23 protein-coding genes are annotated in these 20,865 nt (G+C 68.9%); 16 read left to right on the top strand and 7 right to left on the bottom strand.

Features of this window, described 5'->3' with window-relative positions; genetic code table 11:
- Window positions 1-27 precede the first annotated feature (27 nt).
- Window positions 28-288 carry a DUF3099 domain-containing protein gene (locus OHA64_RS22340; protein ID WP_405615750.1) on the top strand — a complete coding sequence of 87 codons (261 nt, stop codon included), beginning with the start codon at window positions 28-30 and terminating at the stop codon, window positions 286-288.
- Between the two features lie 101 nt (window positions 289-389).
- On the opposite strand, the gene OHA64_RS22335 is transcribed toward OHA64_RS22340, so the two are convergent.
- Window positions 390-752 (bottom strand): DsrE family protein, encoded by a 363-nt coding sequence (locus tag OHA64_RS22335; protein WP_405615748.1) that lies wholly within the window; start codon window positions 750-752, stop codon window positions 390-392.
- A 278-nt stretch (window positions 753-1,030) separates the two neighbouring features.
- On the opposite strand from OHA64_RS22335, the gene OHA64_RS22330 reads away from it, so the two are divergent.
- The 3 genes from OHA64_RS22330 (at window position 1,031) to OHA64_RS22320 (ending at window position 3,086) form a co-directional block, all read left to right on the top strand.
- Window positions 1,031-1,606, top strand: coding sequence for an FABP family protein (locus tag OHA64_RS22330; RefSeq protein WP_405615746.1), 576 nt, complete (start codon window positions 1,031-1,033; stop codon window positions 1,604-1,606).
- 66 nt (window positions 1,607-1,672) lie between these two features.
- On the top strand, window positions 1,673-2,110 hold the full coding sequence (locus tag OHA64_RS22325; protein ID WP_405615744.1) for a Fur family transcriptional regulator: 438 nt from the start codon (window positions 1,673-1,675) through the stop codon (window positions 2,108-2,110).
- A gap of 10 nt (window positions 2,111-2,120) precedes the next feature.
- Window positions 2,121-3,086 carry a YgfZ/GcvT domain-containing protein gene (locus OHA64_RS22320; RefSeq protein ID WP_405615742.1) on the top strand — a complete coding sequence of 322 codons (966 nt, stop codon included), beginning with the start codon at window positions 2,121-2,123 and terminating at the stop codon, window positions 3,084-3,086.
- Window positions 3,087-3,135: 49 nt separating this feature from the next.
- Here OHA64_RS22320 and dtd read toward each other — a convergent pair whose 3' ends face one another.
- Window positions 3,136-3,561, bottom strand: a complete 426-nt coding sequence (gene dtd / locus OHA64_RS22315; protein ID WP_405615740.1) for a D-aminoacyl-tRNA deacylase — start codon at window positions 3,559-3,561, stop codon at window positions 3,136-3,138.
- Between the two features lie 159 nt (window positions 3,562-3,720).
- On the opposite strand from dtd, the gene OHA64_RS22310 reads away from it, so the two are divergent.
- The 3 genes from OHA64_RS22310 (at window position 3,721) to OHA64_RS22300 (ending at window position 6,808) form a co-directional block, all read left to right on the top strand.
- A complete protein-coding gene (locus OHA64_RS22310) occupies window positions 3,721-4,311 on the top strand; it encodes an aerial mycelium formation protein (RefSeq protein ID WP_405615738.1) in 591 nt (196 codons plus the stop codon).
- 87 nt (window positions 4,312-4,398) lie between these two features.
- On the top strand, window positions 4,399-5,394 hold the full coding sequence (locus OHA64_RS22305; RefSeq protein WP_405624052.1) for an asparaginase: 996 nt from the start codon (window positions 4,399-4,401) through the stop codon (window positions 5,392-5,394).
- A gap of 160 nt (window positions 5,395-5,554) precedes the next feature.
- The gene (locus OHA64_RS22300; RefSeq protein ID WP_405615736.1) at window positions 5,555-6,808 is read left to right on the top strand and encodes a GNAT family N-acetyltransferase; all 1,254 of its coding nucleotides are present in this window, start codon (window positions 5,555-5,557) and stop codon (window positions 6,806-6,808) included.
- Between the two features lie 247 nt (window positions 6,809-7,055).
- Here the strand turns inward: OHA64_RS22300 and OHA64_RS22295 are convergent, their stop codons facing one another.
- Window positions 7,056-7,241, bottom strand: coding sequence for a hypothetical protein (locus tag OHA64_RS22295; protein WP_362447847.1), 186 nt, complete (start codon window positions 7,239-7,241; stop codon window positions 7,056-7,058).
- A 173-nt stretch (window positions 7,242-7,414) separates the two neighbouring features.
- On the opposite strand from OHA64_RS22295, the gene OHA64_RS22290 reads away from it, so the two are divergent.
- Entirely contained in the window at window positions 7,415-8,332 is a 918-nt protein-coding gene (locus OHA64_RS22290) for a winged helix-turn-helix domain-containing protein (protein WP_405615734.1), read from the top strand.
- 45 nt (window positions 8,333-8,377) lie between these two features.
- On the opposite strand, the gene OHA64_RS22285 is transcribed toward OHA64_RS22290, so the two are convergent.
- Window positions 8,378-8,566 (bottom strand): hypothetical protein, encoded by a 189-nt coding sequence (locus tag OHA64_RS22285; RefSeq protein WP_405615732.1) that lies wholly within the window; start codon window positions 8,564-8,566, stop codon window positions 8,378-8,380.
- Window positions 8,567-8,735: 169 nt separating this feature from the next.
- On the opposite strand from OHA64_RS22285, the gene OHA64_RS22280 reads away from it, so the two are divergent.
- The gene (locus tag OHA64_RS22280; RefSeq protein ID WP_405615730.1) at window positions 8,736-9,620 is read left to right on the top strand and encodes a GntR family transcriptional regulator; all 885 of its coding nucleotides are present in this window, start codon (window positions 8,736-8,738) and stop codon (window positions 9,618-9,620) included.
- Window positions 9,620-10,357, top strand: a complete 738-nt coding sequence (locus OHA64_RS22275) for an HAD family hydrolase (RefSeq protein WP_405615728.1) — start codon at window positions 9,620-9,622, stop codon at window positions 10,355-10,357. The genes OHA64_RS22280 and OHA64_RS22275 overlap by 1 nt, the downstream gene beginning before the upstream one ends.
- Here the strand turns inward: OHA64_RS22275 and OHA64_RS22270 are convergent.
- Entirely contained in the window at window positions 10,348-10,536 is a 189-nt protein-coding gene (locus tag OHA64_RS22270; protein ID WP_405615726.1) for a hypothetical protein, read from the bottom strand. The genes OHA64_RS22275 and OHA64_RS22270 overlap by 10 nt on opposite strands.
- A gap of 169 nt (window positions 10,537-10,705) precedes the next feature.
- Between OHA64_RS22270 and OHA64_RS22265 the strand changes: the two genes are divergently transcribed.
- Together OHA64_RS22265 and OHA64_RS22260 are read left to right on the top strand one after the other, a co-directional pair.
- On the top strand, window positions 10,706-11,593 hold the full coding sequence (locus tag OHA64_RS22265; protein ID WP_405615725.1) for a winged helix-turn-helix domain-containing protein: 888 nt from the start codon (window positions 10,706-10,708) through the stop codon (window positions 11,591-11,593).
- A gap of 69 nt (window positions 11,594-11,662) precedes the next feature.
- Complete coding sequence (locus OHA64_RS22260) at window positions 11,663-12,562, top strand: winged helix-turn-helix domain-containing protein (protein ID WP_405615723.1); 900 nt, start codon at window positions 11,663-11,665, stop codon at window positions 12,560-12,562.
- Here OHA64_RS22260 and OHA64_RS22255 read toward each other — a convergent pair.
- Window positions 12,525-13,289 carry an HAD family hydrolase gene (locus OHA64_RS22255; protein ID WP_405615722.1) on the bottom strand — a complete coding sequence of 255 codons (765 nt, stop codon included), beginning with the start codon at window positions 13,287-13,289 and terminating at the stop codon, window positions 12,525-12,527. The genes OHA64_RS22260 and OHA64_RS22255 overlap by 38 nt on opposite strands.
- A 248-nt stretch (window positions 13,290-13,537) precedes the next feature.
- Here OHA64_RS22255 and OHA64_RS22250 point away from each other — a divergent pair, with 248 nt between their 5' ends.
- The 4 genes from OHA64_RS22250 to OHA64_RS22235 all read left to right on the top strand — a co-directional run bounded on the left by OHA64_RS22250 (window position 13,538) and on the right by OHA64_RS22235 (window position 19,839).
- A complete protein-coding gene (locus OHA64_RS22250; protein WP_405615720.1) occupies window positions 13,538-14,656 on the top strand; it encodes a phosphotransferase in 1,119 nt (372 codons plus the stop codon).
- 181 nt (window positions 14,657-14,837) lie between these two features.
- The gene (locus OHA64_RS22245; RefSeq protein ID WP_405615718.1) at window positions 14,838-17,015 is read left to right on the top strand and encodes a phosphotransferase family protein; all 2,178 of its coding nucleotides are present in this window, start codon (window positions 14,838-14,840) and stop codon (window positions 17,013-17,015) included.
- A 57-nt stretch (window positions 17,016-17,072) separates the two neighbouring features.
- A complete protein-coding gene (locus tag OHA64_RS22240; protein ID WP_405615716.1) occupies window positions 17,073-17,678 on the top strand; it encodes a TetR/AcrR family transcriptional regulator in 606 nt (201 codons plus the stop codon).
- 55 nt (window positions 17,679-17,733) lie between these two features.
- Complete coding sequence (locus tag OHA64_RS22235; RefSeq protein ID WP_405615714.1) at window positions 17,734-19,839, top strand: HelD family protein; 2,106 nt, start codon at window positions 17,734-17,736, stop codon at window positions 19,837-19,839.
- An 89-nt stretch (window positions 19,840-19,928) separates the two neighbouring features.
- Here OHA64_RS22235 and OHA64_RS22230 read toward each other — a convergent pair whose 3' ends face one another.
- Complete coding sequence (locus tag OHA64_RS22230; protein ID WP_405615712.1) at window positions 19,929-20,771, bottom strand: nitroreductase/quinone reductase family protein; 843 nt, start codon at window positions 20,769-20,771, stop codon at window positions 19,929-19,931.
- Window positions 20,772-20,865: the final 94 nt, after the last annotated feature.

Genomic DNA, 20,865 nt, shown 5'->3' with positions numbered 1-20,865 from the left:
CCGGCTCCCCGGGCCTACGCTGGACGTATGTACGCACGGCGGCGTCGCACGTATTTCGTCCTGATGGGCGTCTGCATCACGCTGTTCGTCCTGGCCTGGGGAGTGGTGCGCATCTGGTCGGTCCCGGTGGCCGTCGGGATGTGCGTGGTCGCGATGCTCATCCCGCCGTTCGCGGCGATGGTCGCGAACCGACGCGGCCCCGACGACCGCTGGTGGGACGACCCCTCCGGCGACCCGAAGTCCGACGAGTGGTGGGACGAGCTGGACGGGCGGAAACCGCCGCGGTAGGAACCCGAGTGCCGGGCGCCCCCTCCGCCCCTCTACGCCGGTGTGTCGGCAGACGTCCCAGCAGATGTCCCCGCAGGTGTCCCAGCGGCGTCTCAGTCGTCTCAGTAGACGAGCGCCTGTGTCTCGTCCCCCAGGGCCTCCTGGACGAAGACCTGGGCGCCGGCGATGCGTACGCCCTCGATGACGTCCTTCTCCGTGATGTCCCGGCGGGCCGCGCACTGCGTGCACAGGGTGACGCGGCCGGCCGACCGGATCGAGTCGAGGAGGTCGGGCAGCGGCGCGGCGTGCGGGAGGTCGAACTCGGCGGCGCGCCCCGGGAGCGCGAACCAGGCGGACTCGCCGGTCAGCCACAGGGACACATCGACACCGCTGGCCACGGCCACCGCCGCCACCGTGAACGCCTGCGAGCAGCGCTCGGGAGCGTCCGCCCCTGCCGTCACCTTGATCACGAGCTTCTTCGCCATGCTCGAATCGTAATCAACTTCTCCACGGCCGCAGGCCGGCCGCCGGGGCGAGCGCCCGCGAGGGCGGACCTCGCACGAAGAGCCCGGCCCCGGCCGCGTAAGCTGGGGGCCGCTCTGTGTACCGCCCCATAACGATCGTCCGAGGAGCACTCCGTGCTTGAGGTTTTCTTCGAAGCCCTGCTGGTCCTGGTCTGCGTCGGAGTGCTCGGCTTCGCCTGGCTGACCGTGAAGAAGCTGTACCAGGGCCAGCGCTGACCCACGTCTAGGAACTGCTACTCATGATCGAGATCCCGTCCGACCTCCACAAGGAGCTCGTGCCCCTCGCCTTCCTGCTCGGCAACTGGGCCGGCGCGGGCGTGCACGACTTCCCCGGCTCCGAGAAGTGCAACTTCGGGCAGGAGGTCACCTTCACCCACGACGGCCGGGACTTCCTGGAGTACCGCTCCCACACCTGGGTGCTGGACAACGACGGCAACAAGGTCCGGCCCCTGGAGACCGAGTCCGGCTTCTGGCGCATCGACGCCGACCGCAAGGTCGAGGTGACGATGACCCGAGACGACGGCGTCGTCGAGATCTGGTACGGCGAGCTGGCCCACCAGAAGCCGCAGATCGACCTGGTCACCGACGCGGTCGCGCGCACCGCCGCCTCCGGCCCGTACACCGGCGGCAAGCGTCTGTACGGCTACGTCAAGTCCGACCTCATGTGGGTGGGCGAGAAGCAGACCCCCGAGGTCGAGCTGCGCCCCTACATGTCGGCCCACCTGAAGAAGGTCGTCACCCCGGAGGACGTCGAACGCTGGGCCAAGGCCCTCCCCGACGACATGCCGGACGACGGCATCGCGTTCTTCAAGTAGGCGAGTGGGCGTTCGCCCGGCCGCTGCCCGGTCCGTGATCGGCTTCGGGCTTCTACACTGGGTGTTGTGGTGAGCACCGACTGGAAGAGTGACCTCAGGCAGCGCGGCTACCGGCTGACGCCGCAGCGGCAACTCGTGCTCGAAGCCGTGGACACCCTGGAACACGCGACCCCCGACGACATCCTCGTGGAAGTACGGAAGACGGCGTCGGGGGTCAACATCTCCACGGTCTACCGGACCCTGGAGCTGCTGGAGGAGCTCGGGCTGGTCAGCCACGCGCACCTCGGGCACGGCGCGCCGACCTACCATCTGGCCGACCGGCACCATCACATCCACCTGGTCTGCCGGGACTGTACGAACGTGATCGAGGCGGACGTGAGTGTGGCCGCCGAGTTCACCGCCAAGCTCCGGCGCGAGTTCGGCTTCGACACCGACATGAAGCACTTCGCGATCTTCGGTCGCTGTAAGGACTGCTCCCTGAAGGGTTCAACTACCGAGTCGTAGGCTTATGCATATGAAGAGCCCTCTGCTGACCCTGCCCGGCGCCGTCCCCGCCGAAGGCGTGGACGAAGGTGTCGCCGCCCACTACGGCGACCTGTTCCGCGAGCAGCGCGCCCTCGCCGACGGCACCGGCTTCGTCGACCTCTCGCACCGCGGAGTCGTCACCGTATCCGGGGACGACCGGCTGAGCTGGCTGCACCTCCTGCTCACCCAGCACGTCAGCGACCTGCCGACGGGACAGGCCACCGAGGCGCTGATCCTGTCCGCGCACGGCCACATCGAGCACGCCCTGTACCTGGTGGACGACGGCTCGACGGTCTGGGCGCACGTCGAGCCCGGCACCCAGGACGCGCTGATCGCCTACCTGGAGTCGATGAAGTTCTTCTACCGGGTCGACGTCGCCGACCGCACCGCGGACTTCGCGGTCGTCCACCTGCCGGCCGGTTCGATCGCCGAGGTCCCCGAGGGCGTCGCCGTACGCGAGACGGCGTACGGCCGTGATCTGTTCCTCCCGCGCGCCGAGCTGGAGACGTACGCCGAGAAGTCCGGCCCCGCGGTCGGGATCCTCGCCCACGAGGCCCTCCGCGTCGAGCAGCACCGCCCCCGCCTCGGCTTCGAGACCGACCACCGCACCATCCCGCACGAGCTGGGCTGGATCGAGACCGCGGTACACCTCCAGAAGGGCTGCTACCGCGGCCAGGAGACCGTCGCCCGCGTCCAGAACCTGGGCAAGCCCCCGCGCCGGCTGGTCTTCCTCCACCTGGACGGCAGCGAGGTCCATCTGCCGCCGGCCGGCACGGAGATCCGCCTCGCGGACGACGAACCCGACGGCCGCAAGATCGGCTTCATCACGACGTCCGTACGGCATCACGAGCTCGGCCCGGTCGCCCTGGCCCTGGTGAAGCGGAACGTGCCGCTGGACGCGCGGCTCGTGGCGGACACGACGGCGGCGGCCCAGGAAGTCGTCGTAGAGCCGTAAGGGTCTCGAGGAGGCCGTCGTGGGCTCCGGGACGTCGTCCTCCTGGAGCCTAGATTTCGATGAGGACCGTGAACGGGCCGTCGTTCGTCAGCGAGACGCGCATCTGCGCGCCGAAGCGGCCCGTCGCCACCGTCGCGCCCAGCGAGCGGAGCCCGGCGACCACCTCGTCGACCAGCGGCTCGGCCACGTCGCCCGGGGCGGCCGCGTTCCAGGTGGGGCGGCGGCCCTTGCGGGCGTCGCCGTACAGGGTGAACTGGCTGATGACGAGGAGCGGCGCGTCGATGTCGCTGCACGACTTCTCGTCCGCCAGCATGCGGATCGACCACAGCTTCCGGGCGAGCTGGGCCGCCTTCTCCTTGGTGTCCTCGTGGGTCACCCCGACGAGGACACACAGTCCCTCGCCGTCGATCTCCCCGACCGTCTCGCCGTCCACGACGACGCTCGCGCCGTCCACCCTCTGCACCACCGCACGCATCCGACCATCATGCCCGGTGCCCGGCGGTGCTCCGCACGGGCCTTCTTTTTATGGCCGCTTACCCCCCATCTGGGGCCGATCAGGGGCACTCGGTCACATAGCGGCCACTTGGGGTGGCACGATGCTTGCACACGCCGGTCGAGGGGACGGTAGAGGCACATGAGCACACCGATTACCGGGCAGCTGAGCACCCAGCGGCCGCCCGTGCAGCGCACCGACAGTCCACGGCTGCCCGCCGACCCGCCCGAACCCGACCTGACCGTGCTGAGCCTGCCCGAACTGCGCACCCTGCGCCGGGACGCCCAGCGGGACGAGGCCGACCTCAGCTATGTGCGCCGACTGCTGCAGGGCCGTATCGACATCCTGCGGGCCGAGTTGGGGCGGCGGTCCCCGGCGGGGGCGACGGCCGTCGTGACCGTGGAGGAGGCATCCGTGGTCGAGCGGCTGTCGGAGATCCTCACCGACGCCCCGGCCCGGCACCGCTCCTCCGCCCGCCATGTGACGCTGGGCACGCCGCACAGCGAGGAGTACCGGCTGCTGGCCGCGGAGGCGCTCGCCGAGGTCGAGTTGTCGGACCTGGAGGCGCGCACCGACCTGGAGTTGAGCACGGCGATGGGACGGCTCGTACGGTGCGAGCAGCGGGTGTCCCGGCGTCGGCAACGGCTGCAGCGGACGGCCGACGACTGCAGCGCGGAGATCGCCCGCAGGTACCGTGAAGGGGAAGCACAAGTCGACGACCTGCTCGTCTGACACGGCGGCCGTACCGGCGATCCCGGGCCCGCTGTCGGGGCGGGTCCCCTCTCCGGAAGGCTATCGCCGATGTCCGCGTCCGCCGCCATGCCCGCGTCCACTGCCGTGCCGCCGCCCATACCGCCCGGGCCGCCCGTGCCGTCCGTACCGCCGGTTCTCGCGGAGGTCGTCCGCTCCGGGTTCGTCGAAGGGCGGCACCGGGGCAGCCTGGTCCTGCTGGACGCCGACGGAGGCGTGGAACTTGCCCTCGGGGAGGTGACGGTCCCCGTCTTCCCGCGCTCCTCCAACAAACCGATGCAGGCGGCGGGCGTGCTGCGGGCGGGCCTGGACCTGGCGGGCGAGCGCCTCGCACTGGCCGCGGCGAGCCACTCCGGCGAGCCCTTCCACCGCGACCTGGTCCACAAGATGCTGGACGAGTACGGGCTGGACGAGGGGCAGCTCCAGTGCCCGCCCGACCTCCCGCTGGACGCCGAGGAACGGGAGACGTACCTGGCGTCGGGCGCGGTCCGCTCCCGCGTGACCATGAACTGCTCCGGCAAGCACACGGCGATGCTGGCGGCGTGCGCGCTGCGGGACTGGCCGCTGGACTCCTACCTGGACCCGGCTCACCCCCTCCAGCAGCTCATCCACAGGGGTGTGGAGGAAGCGGCCGGCGAACCGGTGGCCGCCGTGGGCACGGACGGCTGCGGCGCGCCCCTGATGGCGATCACCCTCACCGGCCTGGCCCGCGCCTACCGCTCCTTCGTCCTCGCCGCCCCGGACAGCCCCGAACACCGCGTCGCCACCGCCATGCGCGCCCACCCCGAGTACGTCGCCGGCACCCGCCGCCCCGACACCTGGCTGATGCGCGAACTTCCCGGCACGCTGTCGAAGATGGGTGCGGAGGCCGTCCAGGCGGTCGCGCTCCCGGACGGCCGCGCCCTCGCCTTCAAGGTGGAGGACGGCGGCCTGCGAGCCCTGGGCCCCGTACTGGCACGCGCCCTCAGGCTCATGGGAGTGGAGTCCCCGGTCGTCGAACGGATCGGGCGGGCACCGCTGATGGGGGGAGCGGACGAGGTGGGGGAGATCCGGGCTGCTTTCTGACGGGCGCGCGGTCCGTGGCCCGTGGTCTCGGCCGCGGGTCAGGGGCAGCGCCCCGAGGGGGACTTGGGGGCTTGCCCCTGGCGGGCAGGGGCGGCGGGGGCCGCGGGGGCGAAGGGAAAAATCCCCGCGACACCCCGCCCCGCCCACCTAACGTGGCCCCATGAAGCGCCCGCACCCCGACATCGACGTACGTCCCATCACCGAAGCCGAACTCGCCGACTGGCTGCGCGCCGTGAACACCGGGTTCCTGCGCGCACCCACCGTCCCGGACAGCGATCTCGAGGCCCGCCGCACCCAGTTCGAGCCCGGCCGCTTCCTCGGGGCGTTCGACGGTGGCCGGTGCGTCGCGACCTTCCGTTCCTTCGACCAGCAGCTCACCGTCGTCGGCGGCGCGACCGTCCCCGCCGACGCCGTCACCGGCGTCACCGTCACCGCGACCCACCGCCGCCACGGCCTGCTCACCCGCATGATGGCCCAGGACCTGACGGCCGCGAAGGAGCGCGGAGACGTCGTCGCGACTCTGATCGCCGCCGAATACCCCATCTACGGCCGCTACGGCTTCGGCCCCGGCACCTGGATGGCCGAGTGGACGGTCGACGTCCCCCGCACCGGCCTCGACCTGCGCCGCCGCGTCCCGGACGACGGCGGCCGTATCGACCTGGTGGACGGGGACGACGTCCGCAAGCTGGGCCCCGAACTCCACGAGCGGGTACGCCGAGCCCAGCCGGGCGCGGTCAGCCGCGACGAGATGTGGTGGCGGATCAACACGGGAGTCGTACGGTTCGACCCGACGTGGACCGAGCCGTTCTACGCCGTGTACCGCTCACCGGAGGGCGAGGTGGAGGGGCTGGTCTCGTACGCGTCGGACGACAACTGGCACGACAAGCAGCCGCACAACACGGCGACCGTGAACTGGCTGATCGCGTCGACCCCGGCCGCCGAGCGGGCCCTGTGGCGCTACCTCTGCTCGATCGACTGGATCACCCACGTCAAGAGCGGCTGGCGGGCCCCCGACGACCTGCTCCCGTTCTTCCTGCCCGACCCGAGGGCGGCCAGGATCACCGCGCAGGCGGACTGGCTGTGGGTGCGGCTCCTGGACGTCGAACGGGCGCTGGAGGCGCGGACGTACGAGGGGGAGGGGTCGCTGGTGCTGGAGGTGACCGACCGGGACGGACTGACCGGTGGCCGCTACCGGCTGGAGGCCTCTTCGGAGGGCGGCACCTGTACGCCGACGACCGCGGGCGCCGACCTCACCCTCGACGTGGCCGACCTGGCCGCGCTGTGGCTCGGCGACGAGTCGGCCGTACGGCTGGCGGCGCTGGGGCGGGTGCGGGAAGAACGAGCGGGCGCCGGCCGGTCGGCCGACGCCCTGCTGCGTACGTCCAGGCGTCCTTGGTGCCCGGACATGTTCTGAGTCTCCTTCCTGGCGGGGACAGGTGCTGCTCTGCATCCGTAGCGAGCTGTTCAGTTGTGGCTGTGCCGGTCCTGACGATGTTGAGTTGTGGCGGTGCGTCCGTAGCGAGCTTGTTCAGTTGTGGCTGTGCTGCCGAGGTCCTCGCGGACGGCGGTGTGGAGTTGTGGCTGTGCTGGGTGTCGACCCTGTTCAGTTGTGGCTGTGCGGACCGACCGGGCTCCCGGCTCCCCTCCGGAAGGGAGCCCGGTCAGCCGGACTGGGCGAGCAGCATCACGAGGATCACCGCGCCGATGCCGCCGATCGCGGCGCTCTTGGCTTTGACCCCGACGGTGAGCGCGACAAAGGCGACGATGCCCATCGCGCCCAGCTTCCACTGGACGATCTGTTCGAAGCCGACGGCGAGGGCGGCGATGGCTATGGCGATCAGCGGCATGTCGGTCCCCCTTCGGGACGGTGATCCCGTCGGTCGCCCACCCGGCCAACCTTTCGAAAGTTTGACCACGTTGCTGAAGTTGGCGACCAACTTCACTGTACTTATCTCCACTTGGATGCGTCTCATAACCACCCTTCAGTAAAGAGCTCAAAGATGGCGGGAAGTTGTAGTGTTTGGTGGTGGACCCTAAACACGCCGCCGTCAATGGGCGGAAGAGGGCACAGCCGCCACACACGTCACATCACGAGGTGGCCGACGAACTGCGCGCCCGGATCCTGTCCGGACAGCTGCGGCCGGGCCAGCGCATGCCCACCCAGGCCAAGCTGGCCGACGAGTTCGGGGTCGAGCGGGGAGTCGTACGGCAGGCGCTGCAGATCCTGCAGTCGGAGCGGTTGCTGACCAACGTATCCAAGGGAAGTCCCGCGACCGTGGCGCCGGATCGGGGCCTGACCAGGATGACGGCCGGGCCCGCCGCGCCCCCGCTGCCCACCACGGTGGCCCTCGGGCCCCGGATAGCGGCCGCCTTCGACGCCCCGCACGTCGAGATCGACGCCCTGTGTCTGACCGCGGTCTCCCTCACCCTCGCCATGGGCGAGCCCCTGCGCGAGATCCACGCCGGGCGAATGAATCCGGCCAAGGTCGACGTCCGGGTCCTGCTGCCGAGCCGGGACATCGACCTCGCCTTCCCGGTGCCGGTCGAGGGGCGCGGGGACGTCGACCCGGTGCACGAACGCTGGTTGGCCATGCGCAACGCCCAGGGACAGGTGCTGAAGCACAACCTGCTGGCTCTGCGCGCCACCCACGGCATCGACGTGCGCGTCACCTTCCGCGCGCTGCCCTTCACCCCGCCGGTGAAGCTGTATCTGCTCAACGGGGCGGAGGCGCTGTTCGCGTACTACACGCTGGGCCGCCATGAGGCGGAGATCGACCACGAGTACCTGGAGACGTACGACGCCGAGGGCACCCAGTCGATGCTGTTCGCCTTCGAGCAGGGCGCCGGCCTGCGGGACACGACCTTCGTGGAGCAGTCCCACCTGTGGTTCAACGCACTGTGGGAGACGATCAGTTCGGAGCTGACGCTCACGAGCTGATGTCTCCCACAGTGGGCTGACCGGGGTGCCGTCGACATGGTCGACTCATAGGGCGGGCCCCGCGACGAGCAGTGCGAGAACGACGGCTCCGAGGGAAGAGACGGTCGGGTTCTTGGCCTTGATGCCTATGGTGAGCAGGAGCAGGCCGACGACACCGACGGCGCCGTACTTCCACTTGACGGTCTGTTCGACGCCGACGACGAACACGGCGGCGAGGAGGGCGATGACAGGCACGATGGTTCCCCCTTCAAGCGGTCCGGCAGAGGTCTTGGTGGCGAGAGGGCGAAGCGTTCGCCAACCGGGACCAAGTTGGCAACCAACTCTAAGATAGTTGTCCCCACTTGGTACCTACTCATAAACAACTTTCAAACAACTCCACATAGATGGATCGAAGTTGTAGCGTTTGGTCGTGACTCAGGAGAACGTGGCAGTGAACGGCAGCAGAAGGCTCTCGCCCCAGGAGATCGCCGATGTCCTGCGGGAGCGGATCCGCACCGGCGACCTCAAGGCGGGCGACCGCCTGCCCACCCAGGCCGAACTCGCCGAGGAGTTCGGCGTGGAGCGCGGCACGGTCCGCCAGGCTCTGCGCGCCCTCCAGGACGACGGCCTCCTGAGCAACGTCAGCAAGGGCAGCCCGCCCCGCATCGCGGAACCGGCCCGGGCGGTGGGGGAGCAGCCGCAGCCGACGATGGTGGGCCTCGCGCCCCGCCTGACGGAGGCGTTCGCGGCACCGCACGTCCGCGTGGCCGCCGCCTGTCTCACCGCCGAGTCCCTGATGCTGGCCCTGGGAGCGCCGATCCGTCTGATCCACGAGGGCCGCATCCGCCCCGAGTCGATCGACGTCCGTATCCTGCTGCCCTCCCGCGAGATCCCTCTCGCGTTCCCCGTCCCGGTGGAGGGTCGCGGCGAGGACGACGACCCGGTCCACGAGCGCTGGCTGGCCCAACGCAACGCCCAGGGCCACGTCCTCAAACACAACCTCCGTGCCCTGCGTTCCTCCCACGGCATCGACGTCCAGGTCCGGTTCCGCGCGCTGCCCTTCACCCCGCCGGTGAAGCTGTACCTCCTGAACGAGGAGGAGGCGCTGATCGCGTACTACATGATCACGCGCCGGGAGGAAGCCTCCGACAGCGGAACCCTGGACATGTACGACGTGCTGGGCACCGAATCCCTCCTCTTCTCCTTCGAGAAGCGGTCCGGTCAGCGGGATGCCGCGTTCGTGGAGGAATCCGAGAAGTGGTTCGACGCCCTCTGGGCAACCATCACGACGGACCTGACACTCTCCTAGTGACTTCTGATACGACGCAGACTGAAACCGTGGCAGCCCAGACCGAGGCGCTGCGAGACCTGATCACCCGCGCGCGTGTCGTGCTCTGGGACTTCGACGGTCCGATCTGCCGCCTGTTCGCCGGCCACGCGGCCGACAAGGTGGCGGACGACCTGGTCGAGTGGCTCGAGGGGCGGGGCCTGCACGGCCTGCTGACGGACGAGGAACGCCAGTCCCTGGACCCGCACATAGTCCTGCGCGCCCTGGATCGCAGACACCCCGGCAGTGATCTGGTCAACGAGTTGGAGGAGCGTCTCACCACGGAGGAACTGCGGGCCACGGCATCGGCGATGCCGACGCCGTACGCCGACCCGCTGATCCGTACGTGGAAGGCGGTGGGGCGTCGGATGGCGATCGCCACGAACAACTCCCCGCGGGTGGTGCGCACTTACCTGGAAGGCCGCGACCTCACCGCGTGTTTCGCACCGCACATCTACGGCCGTACCCAGCAGCTCAACCACCTCAAGCCGGACCCGCACTGCCTCAACCGGGCCCTGAACGCGATGGGTTCGGCCCCCTCGGACGCCCTGATGATCGGCGACACCCCGTCGGACCTGTACGCCGCGAAGGCCGCCGGCGTTCCGTTTCTGGGCTACGCGCGTAACGAGCGCAAGGAGAAGCTGCTGCGGGACGCGGGTGCCACGGTAACCGTCTCCTCGCTGGAGCCGATGCTCACCATGGTGCGCACTCAGGCCTGAGTCATCAGCAGCGTGAACACCACGGCCGCCCCAATGGCGAGGCCGCCGCGGCGCGCTCGTACCCCCACGCCGACCAGGAACAGCAGCACCACACCGACGTAACCGAGTCTCGCCTGCGCCGTCAGGCCGAGCGAGAGCTCGAAGAGTCCCGTGAGTACGTGGAACAGGAGCATGTCCATCCACCTCCCTGCCACTTCTGGTGAAGTGGTCGGCCGGCGGTCCAATTGGACCGGTTGTCCTGAAGGTGGTCTGCCCGTCTCGGTTGATCCCTTAACCAATCACCCCATATGACTGTTGAGTTGGCGTCGGACTGGTTTGTTGGTGGACTGGCAGCGGTACGGTCCACACGTGGACGGACACCGGACCGGCGAGGACGGCGGGGGCAGGGAGTTCCAGCGGGTCGCTGACGAACTGCGTGGGCGGATGGTCGACGGGACCTATCCGCTGCGTTCCTTCCTGCCGTCACAACGCGACTTGGCCGAGGAGCTGAGGGTCTCCCGGGACACCGTGCTGCGGGCGCTGCGGGAGCTGGCCGACGAGGGCTGGATCGACTCCCGGCGAGGCAGCGGATCAAGGGTTGTCAAGAACCAGCACATCCAGTCCTCGACCTTCAGGGCCACCAGGCTGCGCCAAGGGATGACACTGGGCCCGCTCATCAACGAGGCCTTCGAGCGGCAGGAAGTGGCCCTGGACGTCTTCACGTTGACGTCCGAGTCGCTCAACGCCCACATCCGGCTGCAAGCGGAACGCATCCGTAGCGGTTGCATCGCACCCCAGCGCATCACCCTGCGCGTACTCCTGCCGGACGCCGCGGTTCCGCTGCCGTATCCGCGCGTCAAGGACGACGCCGGCGACCAGCGCCTGTGGGATCGCCTGCGCGTCATCACCGAGCGGAACACGGAGTCGCTCGAGGCATCACTGAGGGACCTTCAGACCGAAGGGCTGGTGCCGTTCGTGGACGTGCGGATCCGCCGGGCTCCGCTGACCCCGACCTTCAAGCTCTACGTCTTCAACGGCGTCGAGGCGCTGCACGGGCCGTACGAAGTGATCGAGCGCAAGATCATGCTGGATCGCGCCGAGGAGGTCATGGCGCTTGACGTCCTGGGCTTGGGCGCCACCCTCACCCATCACGTGAAGGACGACGACCCCTGTTCGTCCGGCACGGTCTTTGTGGACAGCATGTGGAACTGGTTCGAGTCGGTCTGGAGTCTTCTCTCGGATCGATCCAACAACTAGCAGTCAAGTTGGCTTGCCAATTTGACTGAAATTGGTTTGGTTGCTCGTGTGGAGAGGTACGGTCGCGGTGTGAGCGACGGCAACATCGGCGATGGCGGCGGCAGGGAGTTCGAGCGCGTCGCGGGTGCGCTGCGCGCGCGTATGGCCAACGGTGACTATCCCCTGAACTCTTTCCTGCCGGCGCAGCGCGACTTGGCCAAGATGTTCCATGTCTCTCGCGACACCGTACAGCGGGTCCTCAAGGAACTTCAGAGCGAGGGCTGGATCGACACCCGGCAGGGGAGTGGCTCGCGGGTCATCAGGGTGCAGCGGATCCATTCCCCCACGAGCAGCAGCCAGCCCGACCGCATGGTCACGCTGGGGCCGCTCGTCCAGCGTGCCTTTCAGGAGCGTGAAGTGACGCTGGACGTCTTCACGTTGACGTCCGAGTCGCTGGACGCTCACATCCGTCTCCAGGTGGAACGGATGATCCGGGGCGAGCAGGCGCCCCCGCAGCGCATCGCCATACGCATGCTGCTACCGCTGGAAACCCTTGAGATCCCCTACTGGCGGACCGATGACGGCGTCCACGACGAACTCCTGAAGGAACGGTATCTGGCCATCACGCGCCAGCACACAGCATCACTGCGCAGCATGCTGAGCGATCTGAAGGTCCGGAAACTCGTGCCCTCCGTGCACTTCGACATCCGTCGGGTCCGGCTGGTGCCGCCCTTCAAGGTCTATCTCGTCAACCAGGCGGAGGCGCTGCACGGCCTCTACGAGGTTTTCAAACGAGGCATCGTTCTCGAGGACGACAGGGAGATCGAAGCCATCGATGTGGTCGGCCTGGGCGCCAGGCTCACGCACCACGTCAAGGACGCGGACCCTTATTCACAGGGAACGGTATTCGTGGAAACCATGCAGGCCTGGTTCGATTCGGCCTGGGAGTTTCTCACCGAGAATCCGAGGCCGAAGCCCGCCGGATCTTGATAAGCTCCTTGGCGGCTTCGACGACGGTAGCGTGCGAAGAAACCACCGCGTTCGCCCCATTGTCTTTCATTTCCCTGTATCGCTTTTCGTCCTGTGTGTATCCGAGAAACGGCACGCCGACCGACCACGCCGCTTTCAGATCGGTCAGTTGGTCTCCCACCACAAGGCAGGAGGAGGGTGCGAGGCGCAGGTGCCTGAGCGCGCGTTTGACGCAATGAGGATCCGGCTTCATGTGCCCGGCGTTCTCCGGGTCCCTGCCAAAGACCCTCTCGAACTTCAGATCCAGGCCCTGTCGCTCCAGGTGCTGCCGGATCGGGCCCTCGGCATTGTTGCTCACGATGACCAGACGCATGGGGAGTTCGAGCAGCAGGCCCACGAGAGGGTTGATGTGCTCTGAAGCCCGGGCGGTCCGTACGGCCTCCGACTCGAAATCGGCGACGATCTTTTCAGCCCGTACGAGCGGGCGTCGGCCGAGTTGTTCCGGGGCTCGCCGGTCATACATGTCCCGGAGTCGACGGAGGATGCCGTGCGAGTCGTCGCAGGTTTCGACCTGCCTGTCGAGCGGCTCCCAGTCCTGTCGGGCCACCTGTTTGATTCTCTCAGCGACGCAAGCCGTGGACGCGCCACCGAAGAGGTCACAGACGGGACCGTCGAAGTCGAACAGCACGGCGCGCGTGGTGTCGAGCAGGCCCAGTACCGCATCCTGGTCGTCGGTCGCGTCTGTCAAGGGGCCTCCTCGGTAGGTGCGACAGTGTGTCGCAACAAGGCCTCGTGATTCCAACACCACAGGTCCGGGGCTCATCAGACGGAGTACGTCCCTCCTTTCGGGCCCGTCGGTCGCGCGTGCACCGGTTCGCCCGGGACGGCGACCTGGGTGGTCCCATGGACGGGTTCTCCACCGAGACGTGAGGGCGGTGGAGTAACGTCCATCCCCCTTACCCCATCGGTTCCATCGGAACGGGCTGAACCCAGAGAATGACATCCCATCTGGTCTCCGGCTCTCGGCAGCGCGCCGAGGAAGTGAGCGACGCCTCGAGCGTGGTCATGGGTCCGCTCAAGGGGTACCACCACGAGACGTACGTGCTGGCCCTGCCGAACGGGAGACAGACCGTCAAGTTCCGGGAGCCACGTGCCGAGATCCTGTGGTTCGACCGCAGGTGCTTCACGTCGGAGGAGGATCTGCTCCGCGCCCTCAACGGGAGCGTCACGCGTATCCCCGACATTCACGACGTGGCGGGTATGGGAATGCAGGGGTTCATCGAGGGGCGAACCCTCGGGACCCACCCTTGGAGGGGCCAACGGGTCTCCCACTCGGTCTTCGATCAGATCGTCGACCTCTTCCAGGAGATGGTTCGCATCACACCGGACAGGCTGCTCGGTGTGGAGCGGCGCTGCAAGGAGGAGGACCGTCCCAAGAACGGTGACACGACCGGCTTTCTGGAACGTCTCATCATATTCACCGAGAAGCACGTCTACACGAAGAACCACGATGAATTCGCGGCTCTTTTCGGAGATCTCGGTGTGGACGGAAAATCATTCGCGCGAATCCGGGAGAGCGCGAAGGGGATGCGACAGCGCCCTTTCTGTCTGCTGCACGCGGATCTGCACAGAAAGAACTTCGTCCTCGATCCGCACGGCCAACTCTGGACGATCGACTGGGAGTTGGCCATGCTGGGCGACCCCCTGTACGACTTGGCCACCCACCTGTACCTGATGCGCTATCCGGCGGATCAGGAACGGCGTATGACCCAGGAATGGATCAGGGTGGTCGAGCGCACCCGCCCAGGCGGTACGGACGGGTGGGAAAATGATCTGCCGCTGCTCCTCGACTTCAAGAGAGTGCAGTCGGTTTTCACCGACGTCATTCGGACGTCGCTGTCGCTGTGTGAAGGAACAGGGTTCAACTGGGCTGCCCTTCCCTGGGCCGCCCTGAAGCTGCAGAGGATCCTGGACAACGCCGCCGAGCCGCTCGGGCTGGAGGGAGCGCCGAGCCATGCGCGGATCATGGGAGCGCTCGTCCGCTGGAACCGCGTTCTGGGCGCGACGCGGGCGGCGCGTGCCGGACAGGTGCCGGAGCGCGTCGAACCGGTCTGACACGTACGGGACCTGACGCCGGGTCGTCGTTGCCTCGCCGGGACTCTTCACAACGCGTGATCCTTGCATTGCTGTACGTTCGTATACCTGGATGCCGGTTGCGGCAGTCCGGGATCCCGGCTCTGCCGACAGCTCGACCACACCGGAGCGGCCAGTGGGCGCACCTTCTCTTCCCCGGCTCTTGCCCGGGGAGCGTGTCACCCGTGATGTGTTCGCCGTCGACGCGTTCGTGGCACGCGCCGTGACGTCCCGGCAGGCAAGCAGTGGGCACCACAACCAGAACTACGTGCTGCCGCTGACCGAGGACGTGGCGCGGATTGTCGGCCGTGCGGCGGGAACCTCCGTGACCGTGCGGGTCCGGCGCCCCGAGGCGTTGCCGGTGGTGATCCGTACCTGGCAGAACGAGGCGGAGATCCTCGGAGCGCTCAAGGGTGTGCTGCCCCATGTCCCCGAGTGCCTTTTCCGCGGGCAGGGCTTCGCCGTCCACAGCTATGTGGAAGGTGTCCCGCTCTCCGCTGTGTGCGGGAACGGCAAGCCCGTGGACCCGCTGCTCATGAGGGCGTTGGCCGGGCTGCTCGCCCAGATGTCCCAAGTGAGACGAGGAGCGTTGCCGGCTCTGCCCGCGATCTGGCCTGCCGGCCACACGGACAGCCAGGGTTTCCTGCGGACACTGGCGCGCATGGCGGACACGCAGATCCGGCAGCCGAACTGGAGTGCCTTCGGCGGACTGTTCGCGGCCCTCGGCATTCCCGAGGACGCACTTGTCCGGCTCGCCGAACGAGCACCCGCCATGACCCGACGGCCGTACAGTCTGCTCCACGCCGACCTGCACCGCGACAACCTGATCCTTTCGTACGGCGGTGAGCCACCCCTCATATGCGTCGACTGGGAGTTGGCGACGTATGGCGACCCTCTGCACGACCTCTCGACCCATCTCGTCCGGATGCAGTACCCGCCCCACCAGTGGGACGAGGTCATCGACACCTGGACGCAGGCCATGCAGGCCATCCGCCCCGCAGCCGTCCGCGGAGTGTGCGGGGACCTGCGCCATTACGTGGACTTCGAGCGGGCACAGTCCGTCTATCCGGATGTGATGCGTGCCGCGAAGTCCTTGGAGGACTCCTTCGACCAGAGGAGCCTGGACGTGGCGACGGCGTCGGTCCGCAGGGCCCTGGAAGCTGGGGAGAGGCCGCTGAGGCTGCCGGGCATCCCGAGTGAGGACGAGATCGAGCGGGCCTTGGTCCGTTGGCGGACCGCTCGACGGGCGGGCGCGAGCCACGGCGGCTTGGATCGTTTTCGCCAAGGGATCGCGTGGAGGCCGGACATGCGCGTTCCGGAGAGCTTCGACTTCCCCAGTGCCGCTGTCGGCGAAGCTCTTCTCCTCGAAGGCGCGGTCCCGGCCGACCGGGTGTTCAAAGGCACCACACACCTGAATTCGATCGTTCATGTGCCGGGCATCGAGTTCCCGGTCGTTGTGCGACGCAAGCTGCCCCAGGTCCGTCGGCTCGAGCGCAGTTACCTGAGTGAGCACGCCGTTCTGAGGGCCATCGAGGAGTCATGGGTGGCGGTGGCGGCACCGAGGTGCCTGGCGCTGGGCGAAAGCGGCCCGAGGGGCGACGGGTTCGCCATCCACTCCTATGCGGCACCGCACGGCACGGTGCCGCCCGACCATCCCGTGCACGGTCTCCTCCCGCACGAAGCGGACGCGCTGGTCGACCAACTCTGCGCCCTGACAGGGGTGGACTACAAGCAGCTCGACCCGACAGCGGGGGAGGGTGGCTTCACCTGGTGGCTGGAGGAGCAACTCGTCCTCATGGTGCAGGACTTGCCGAACGAGTCACAACATTTGGCCCGGGTTCTCGGTCTGCCCGACGCGGAGCGTCTGCGCGAGCTCCTGTCCCGCCACGAGACGAGCAATCGGGCACCCGCACTGTTGCACGGTGCCCTGAACCCGTGGAATCTCGTGCGCCGCAAGGATCACGTGGCCCTGACCATCATCGACTGGGAGATGGCCCTGGTCGGGGATCCGCTCTACGACCTGGTCCGGCACATGTATCTCACGCCCACCCGGACGGAGATCCGGAAGCGCATGTTCCGCCGCTGGGAGAAGCAGCTGCCGCCCGAGTACACACATGACTGGCGCAGGGACTGGGGGGTGTACCGCCGGATTGAGATCGTCCGGTCCGCCTACGTCGACCTCGACCGCCTGGTGACCGGGGCGGGCCTGGATGCCCCCAACGTCCGGCGGGCCGTGGACTCGTACGCGATGACCCTGCAGGCCGCGTGGGCCTCGCTCGGTCTGCCTGCCCGCTCGACGGCGAACCCCTACCTTGCCTGGGTTCTGGCGTACGGACCGTGACTCCACTGAGGTGCTCTGCCCTCGGAGGAGATCCGCCCGGGTGGTTACGCTCACCCCATGAGCGAGACCGGTCTGCGTGAGCGCAAGAAGCGGCGGATGTACGAGGTGGTGTCGGAGGTCGCGATCGGGCTCTTCCTGGAGAAGGGGTTCGACGCGGTGTCCGTCGCGGAGGTCGCCGCCGCGGCCGAGATCTCCAAGCCGACCCTGTTCCGGTACTTCCCGGCCAAGGAGGACCTCGTCCTGTACCGGATCGCCGACCACGAGGACGAGGCGGCGCGGGTCGTCGCCGGGGAGGCGCCGCCGCTCGGCGCGCTGCGGCGGCATTTCCTGGACGGGCTGGAGCGGTCAGATCCCGTCACCGGGCTCAACGACGATCCGCGGGTGCTCGCCTTCCACACGTTGCTGTACGGGACTCCCGCGCTGGCGGCTCGTGTGTACGCGTACCAGGAGCGGTCCGAGGCCGCGCTTGCCGAGGCACTCGGTGGCGGGCTCGAGGCACGGCTGGCCGCCGGACAGATCATCGCCGTCCGGCGCGTCCTCGCGCTGGACAACTGGCGGCGGATCGCCGAGGGGGAGCGGGTGGCGGACGTCAAGGCGGACGCGGTGGCCGCCGCCGAGCGGGCCTTCGGGCAACTGGCGGTCGGGTTGCCTCACCTCGCATGATTGAGACTCGGTAAAAAATGTTACTCGGTTACGCTATTCCGGTACGCTCAGTGGAATGACGTCATCCGACCCCGCTCTCCAGGACACTCTCCACGGCTCCCTCCACCAGGAACGCGGTCACCACGACCGTTGCCGCGCCGCCCTCGCCGCCATGGTCGACGGGGCCCAGGAACACGTCGTCACCGGTGTGGACGTCTCCGCCTCCGGGGCCGACGCCGAGGTTCTCGGGTACCGCCTGCGCAGCCAGGCCAAGGAGTTGCGGGAACTGCCCGAAGGGCCCCTGTTCTTCGGGCGGTTGGACTTCGGCGGGGGCGCGGGTGACCACTCCGGGCAGCGGTACCACATCGGGCGCCTGAGGATCAGCGAGCACCCGGCCGTGCCGCCCCTCGTCGTCGACTGGCGGGCCCCCGTCGCCCGCGCCTTCTACCAGGCGAGCGCCCATGAGCCACAGGGTGTCGCCGTGCGCCGGCGGTTCGGCTGGGCGCCGGGCAGCCGGGGCGACTCCGCCGACCTGACCGGGCTGGAGGACGAGCACCTCGGCCGGGGCGAGTCGCGGGCCAGCGGGATCGTCGCCCGGGAGATCGAGCGGCCCCGAGTCGGTCCCATGCGGGACATCGCCGCGACCATCCAACCCGAGCAGGACGATCTCGTACGCGGGGACCTGCCCGTTTCGGTGTGCGTGCAGGGCGCCCCGGGCACCGGGAAGACCGCCGTCGGACTGCACCGGGCCGCCTATCTGCTCTACACCCACCCGCAGCGCATCCGCCGCGGCGGACTGCTCATCCTCGGGCCCAACCGGACCTTCCTCTCCTACATCGCGGAGGTGCTGCCGGCGCTGGGCGAGACCGGCGTGCGGCAGTCGACCCTCCACGAGGAGATCGCACGGCACCCCCGGATCACCCGAGCACGCGGGGCGGCCGGTCCAGGGGCGGACGACGAGCGGACCGCCGTCATCAAGCACGACGGCCGGATGGCGGAGGTGCTGCGGCGGGCGCTGTACGCGCGGGTGTCGGAGGGGGAGAGGGAGGGGGAGGGCGGTTCCGTCGGGTATGTCGGGGCCCTCGTCGTGCCCGACGGGACGTACCGGTGGCGGGTGTCCGGTGGCGAACTCGCGCGGATCCTGCGTGGCGTACGGGCCGAGGAGCCGCCGTACGGGGTCGGGCGGGAGCGGGTGCGCAGCAGGGTCGTGCGGTGTGTGCAGGCGCAGGCGGAGCTGCGGGCCGGGCCGCAGAGCAACGCCTGGGTGCAGAAGATCTCGCGGTCGCGGGCGGTCGGGGCGTACGTGGACGCCGTATGGCCTCGGGTGCGGGCGGAGGAGGTGGTGGCCGAACTCCTCACCGACGGGGCGGTGTTGGCGGCCGCGGCGGACGGACTGCTGGACGCCGACGAGCAGCGGGCACTGCTGTGGGCGAAGCCGCCGCGGTCCTGGAAGTCGGCGCGCTGGTCGGCCGCCGACCTGGTCCTTCTGGACGAGGTCGGCGGACTCGTCGAGCATCCGGAGGGATACGGCCACCTCGTCGTCGACGAGGCCCAGGACCTCTCCCCGATGGAGTGCCGGGCGATCGCCCGCCGGGCCGCCTTCGGGTCGCTCACCGTCCTCGGCGACCTGGCGCAGGCGACCACCCCCTGGGCGGCGCGGTCCTGGGGCACGGTGCTGCGGCACCTCGGGAAACCGGACGCGGCCGTGGTGCCGCTGACCATCGGGTTCCGGGTTCCGGAGGCTGTCGTGACGCTGGCGAACCGGCTGTTGGAGAGGCTGGACGTGGACGTCCCGACGGGGCGGTCGCTGCGCGGGGACGGGGAGTTGCGGATCCGGGAGGCGGCTGCGGGCGGACTGCTCGACGCGGTCGTGGGCGCCACTCGGGACGCGCTCGCGTGCGAGGGGTCGGTCGGGGTCGTCGCGGCGGACGCGGATGTGGACCGGGTGCGCGCCGCGCTCGACGCGGCCGGCATCGTGGCGGCCGGCCCGGAGGAGTTGGGCGCCCGGCTGAGCGTCGTCCCGGCGAGCCTGGTGAAGGGACTCGAGTACGACCATGTCGTCGCCGTGGAGCCGGCCGCGATCGCGGAGGCGGAGCAACGGGGGCTGCATCGGCTGTACGTGGTGCTGACGCGGGCGGTGTCCCGGTTGGACGTGGTGCACGGGCGGCCGTTGCCGTTCTAGGACGGGCCCTGGGGGCAGATCCTGGGGGCAGGTGCTGGGCGACGGCCGCCCGTGTGGAGCCCTTTCCGTCAGACGGTGGCGTCGATCCGTCAGGCGGTGGCGTCGAGAAGCGGGATCAACTGCTGCTCCTCGTACGTCAGATGGGCCTCCAGTTCCGTCGTGAGGCGCTCCACCTCCGCGCGGGCCGTGTCCAGGTCGGTGTCCTCGGCGGTCACCGCGTGGCGCAGGTCCTCGACGAGGGCCGCGATCCGCTCGTGCTCCTCGCGCAGGCGGGCGAGCGCGGGGGCGGCCTTCGGATGGCGGTCGGCGAGGAGCGGGAACATACCGAGGTCCTCGCCGGTGTGGTGGTTGTGCAGGCCCTGGCAGAAGGTCAGGCAGTTCACCCTGAGCTGGGCGCCGAGCGTGGACGTACCCGAGCTCATCTCCTTGCGGATCTGGGTGAGTTCGCGACGGAAGGCGTCGTGCACGACCTTGATCGCCTCGCCGAAGGAGTCGGCGTTGATGTTCGGCGGTCCGCCCTGGGCGATCTCGTGCAGGGCGACCACCGGGATCACCCGCTCCGTCCTCTCCTGGTAGGCCGCCCAGCCCGGCTCCGCCTCCACCGCCCGCGCGAAGGCCCGGTCCCGCTCCTCGCCGGTGAGTGCCTCGGCCCGCGCCTGGTACGTGAACGGGCCGCTCTCCACGGTGACTTCGGGGTGCGCGAGGAGGTTGCGGTACCAGTCGGGGTGCCGGGGCGCACCGCCCGCCGAGGCGATGACGAGGATGCGGTCGCCGCCGTCGGGGAGGTAGCCGACGGGGGCGGTGTGCGGGGTGCCGGTGCGGGCGCCGGTGGTGGTGAGGAGGATCAGACGGGCGCCCTCGAAGTGGCCGCCCATACGGCCCTTGTTGGCGCGGAACTCTTCGATGACCTGGTCATTGAAAGGATTGGGCACTCGCTCTTCTTTCTCTTTCTCTGTCGCTGGAGTCTTCTGAACTTCGAAGGCGGCGCAGAGAAAGAGGCGGGCTCCTGGCCCGGGGCCTCACTCA

It is taken from the genome of Streptomyces sp. NBC_00076, assembly GCF_045041235.1.
Lineage (GTDB): Bacteria > Actinomycetota > Actinomycetes > Streptomycetales > Streptomycetaceae > Streptomyces.
This window is presented reverse-complemented; position numbering and strand designations above follow the sequence as displayed.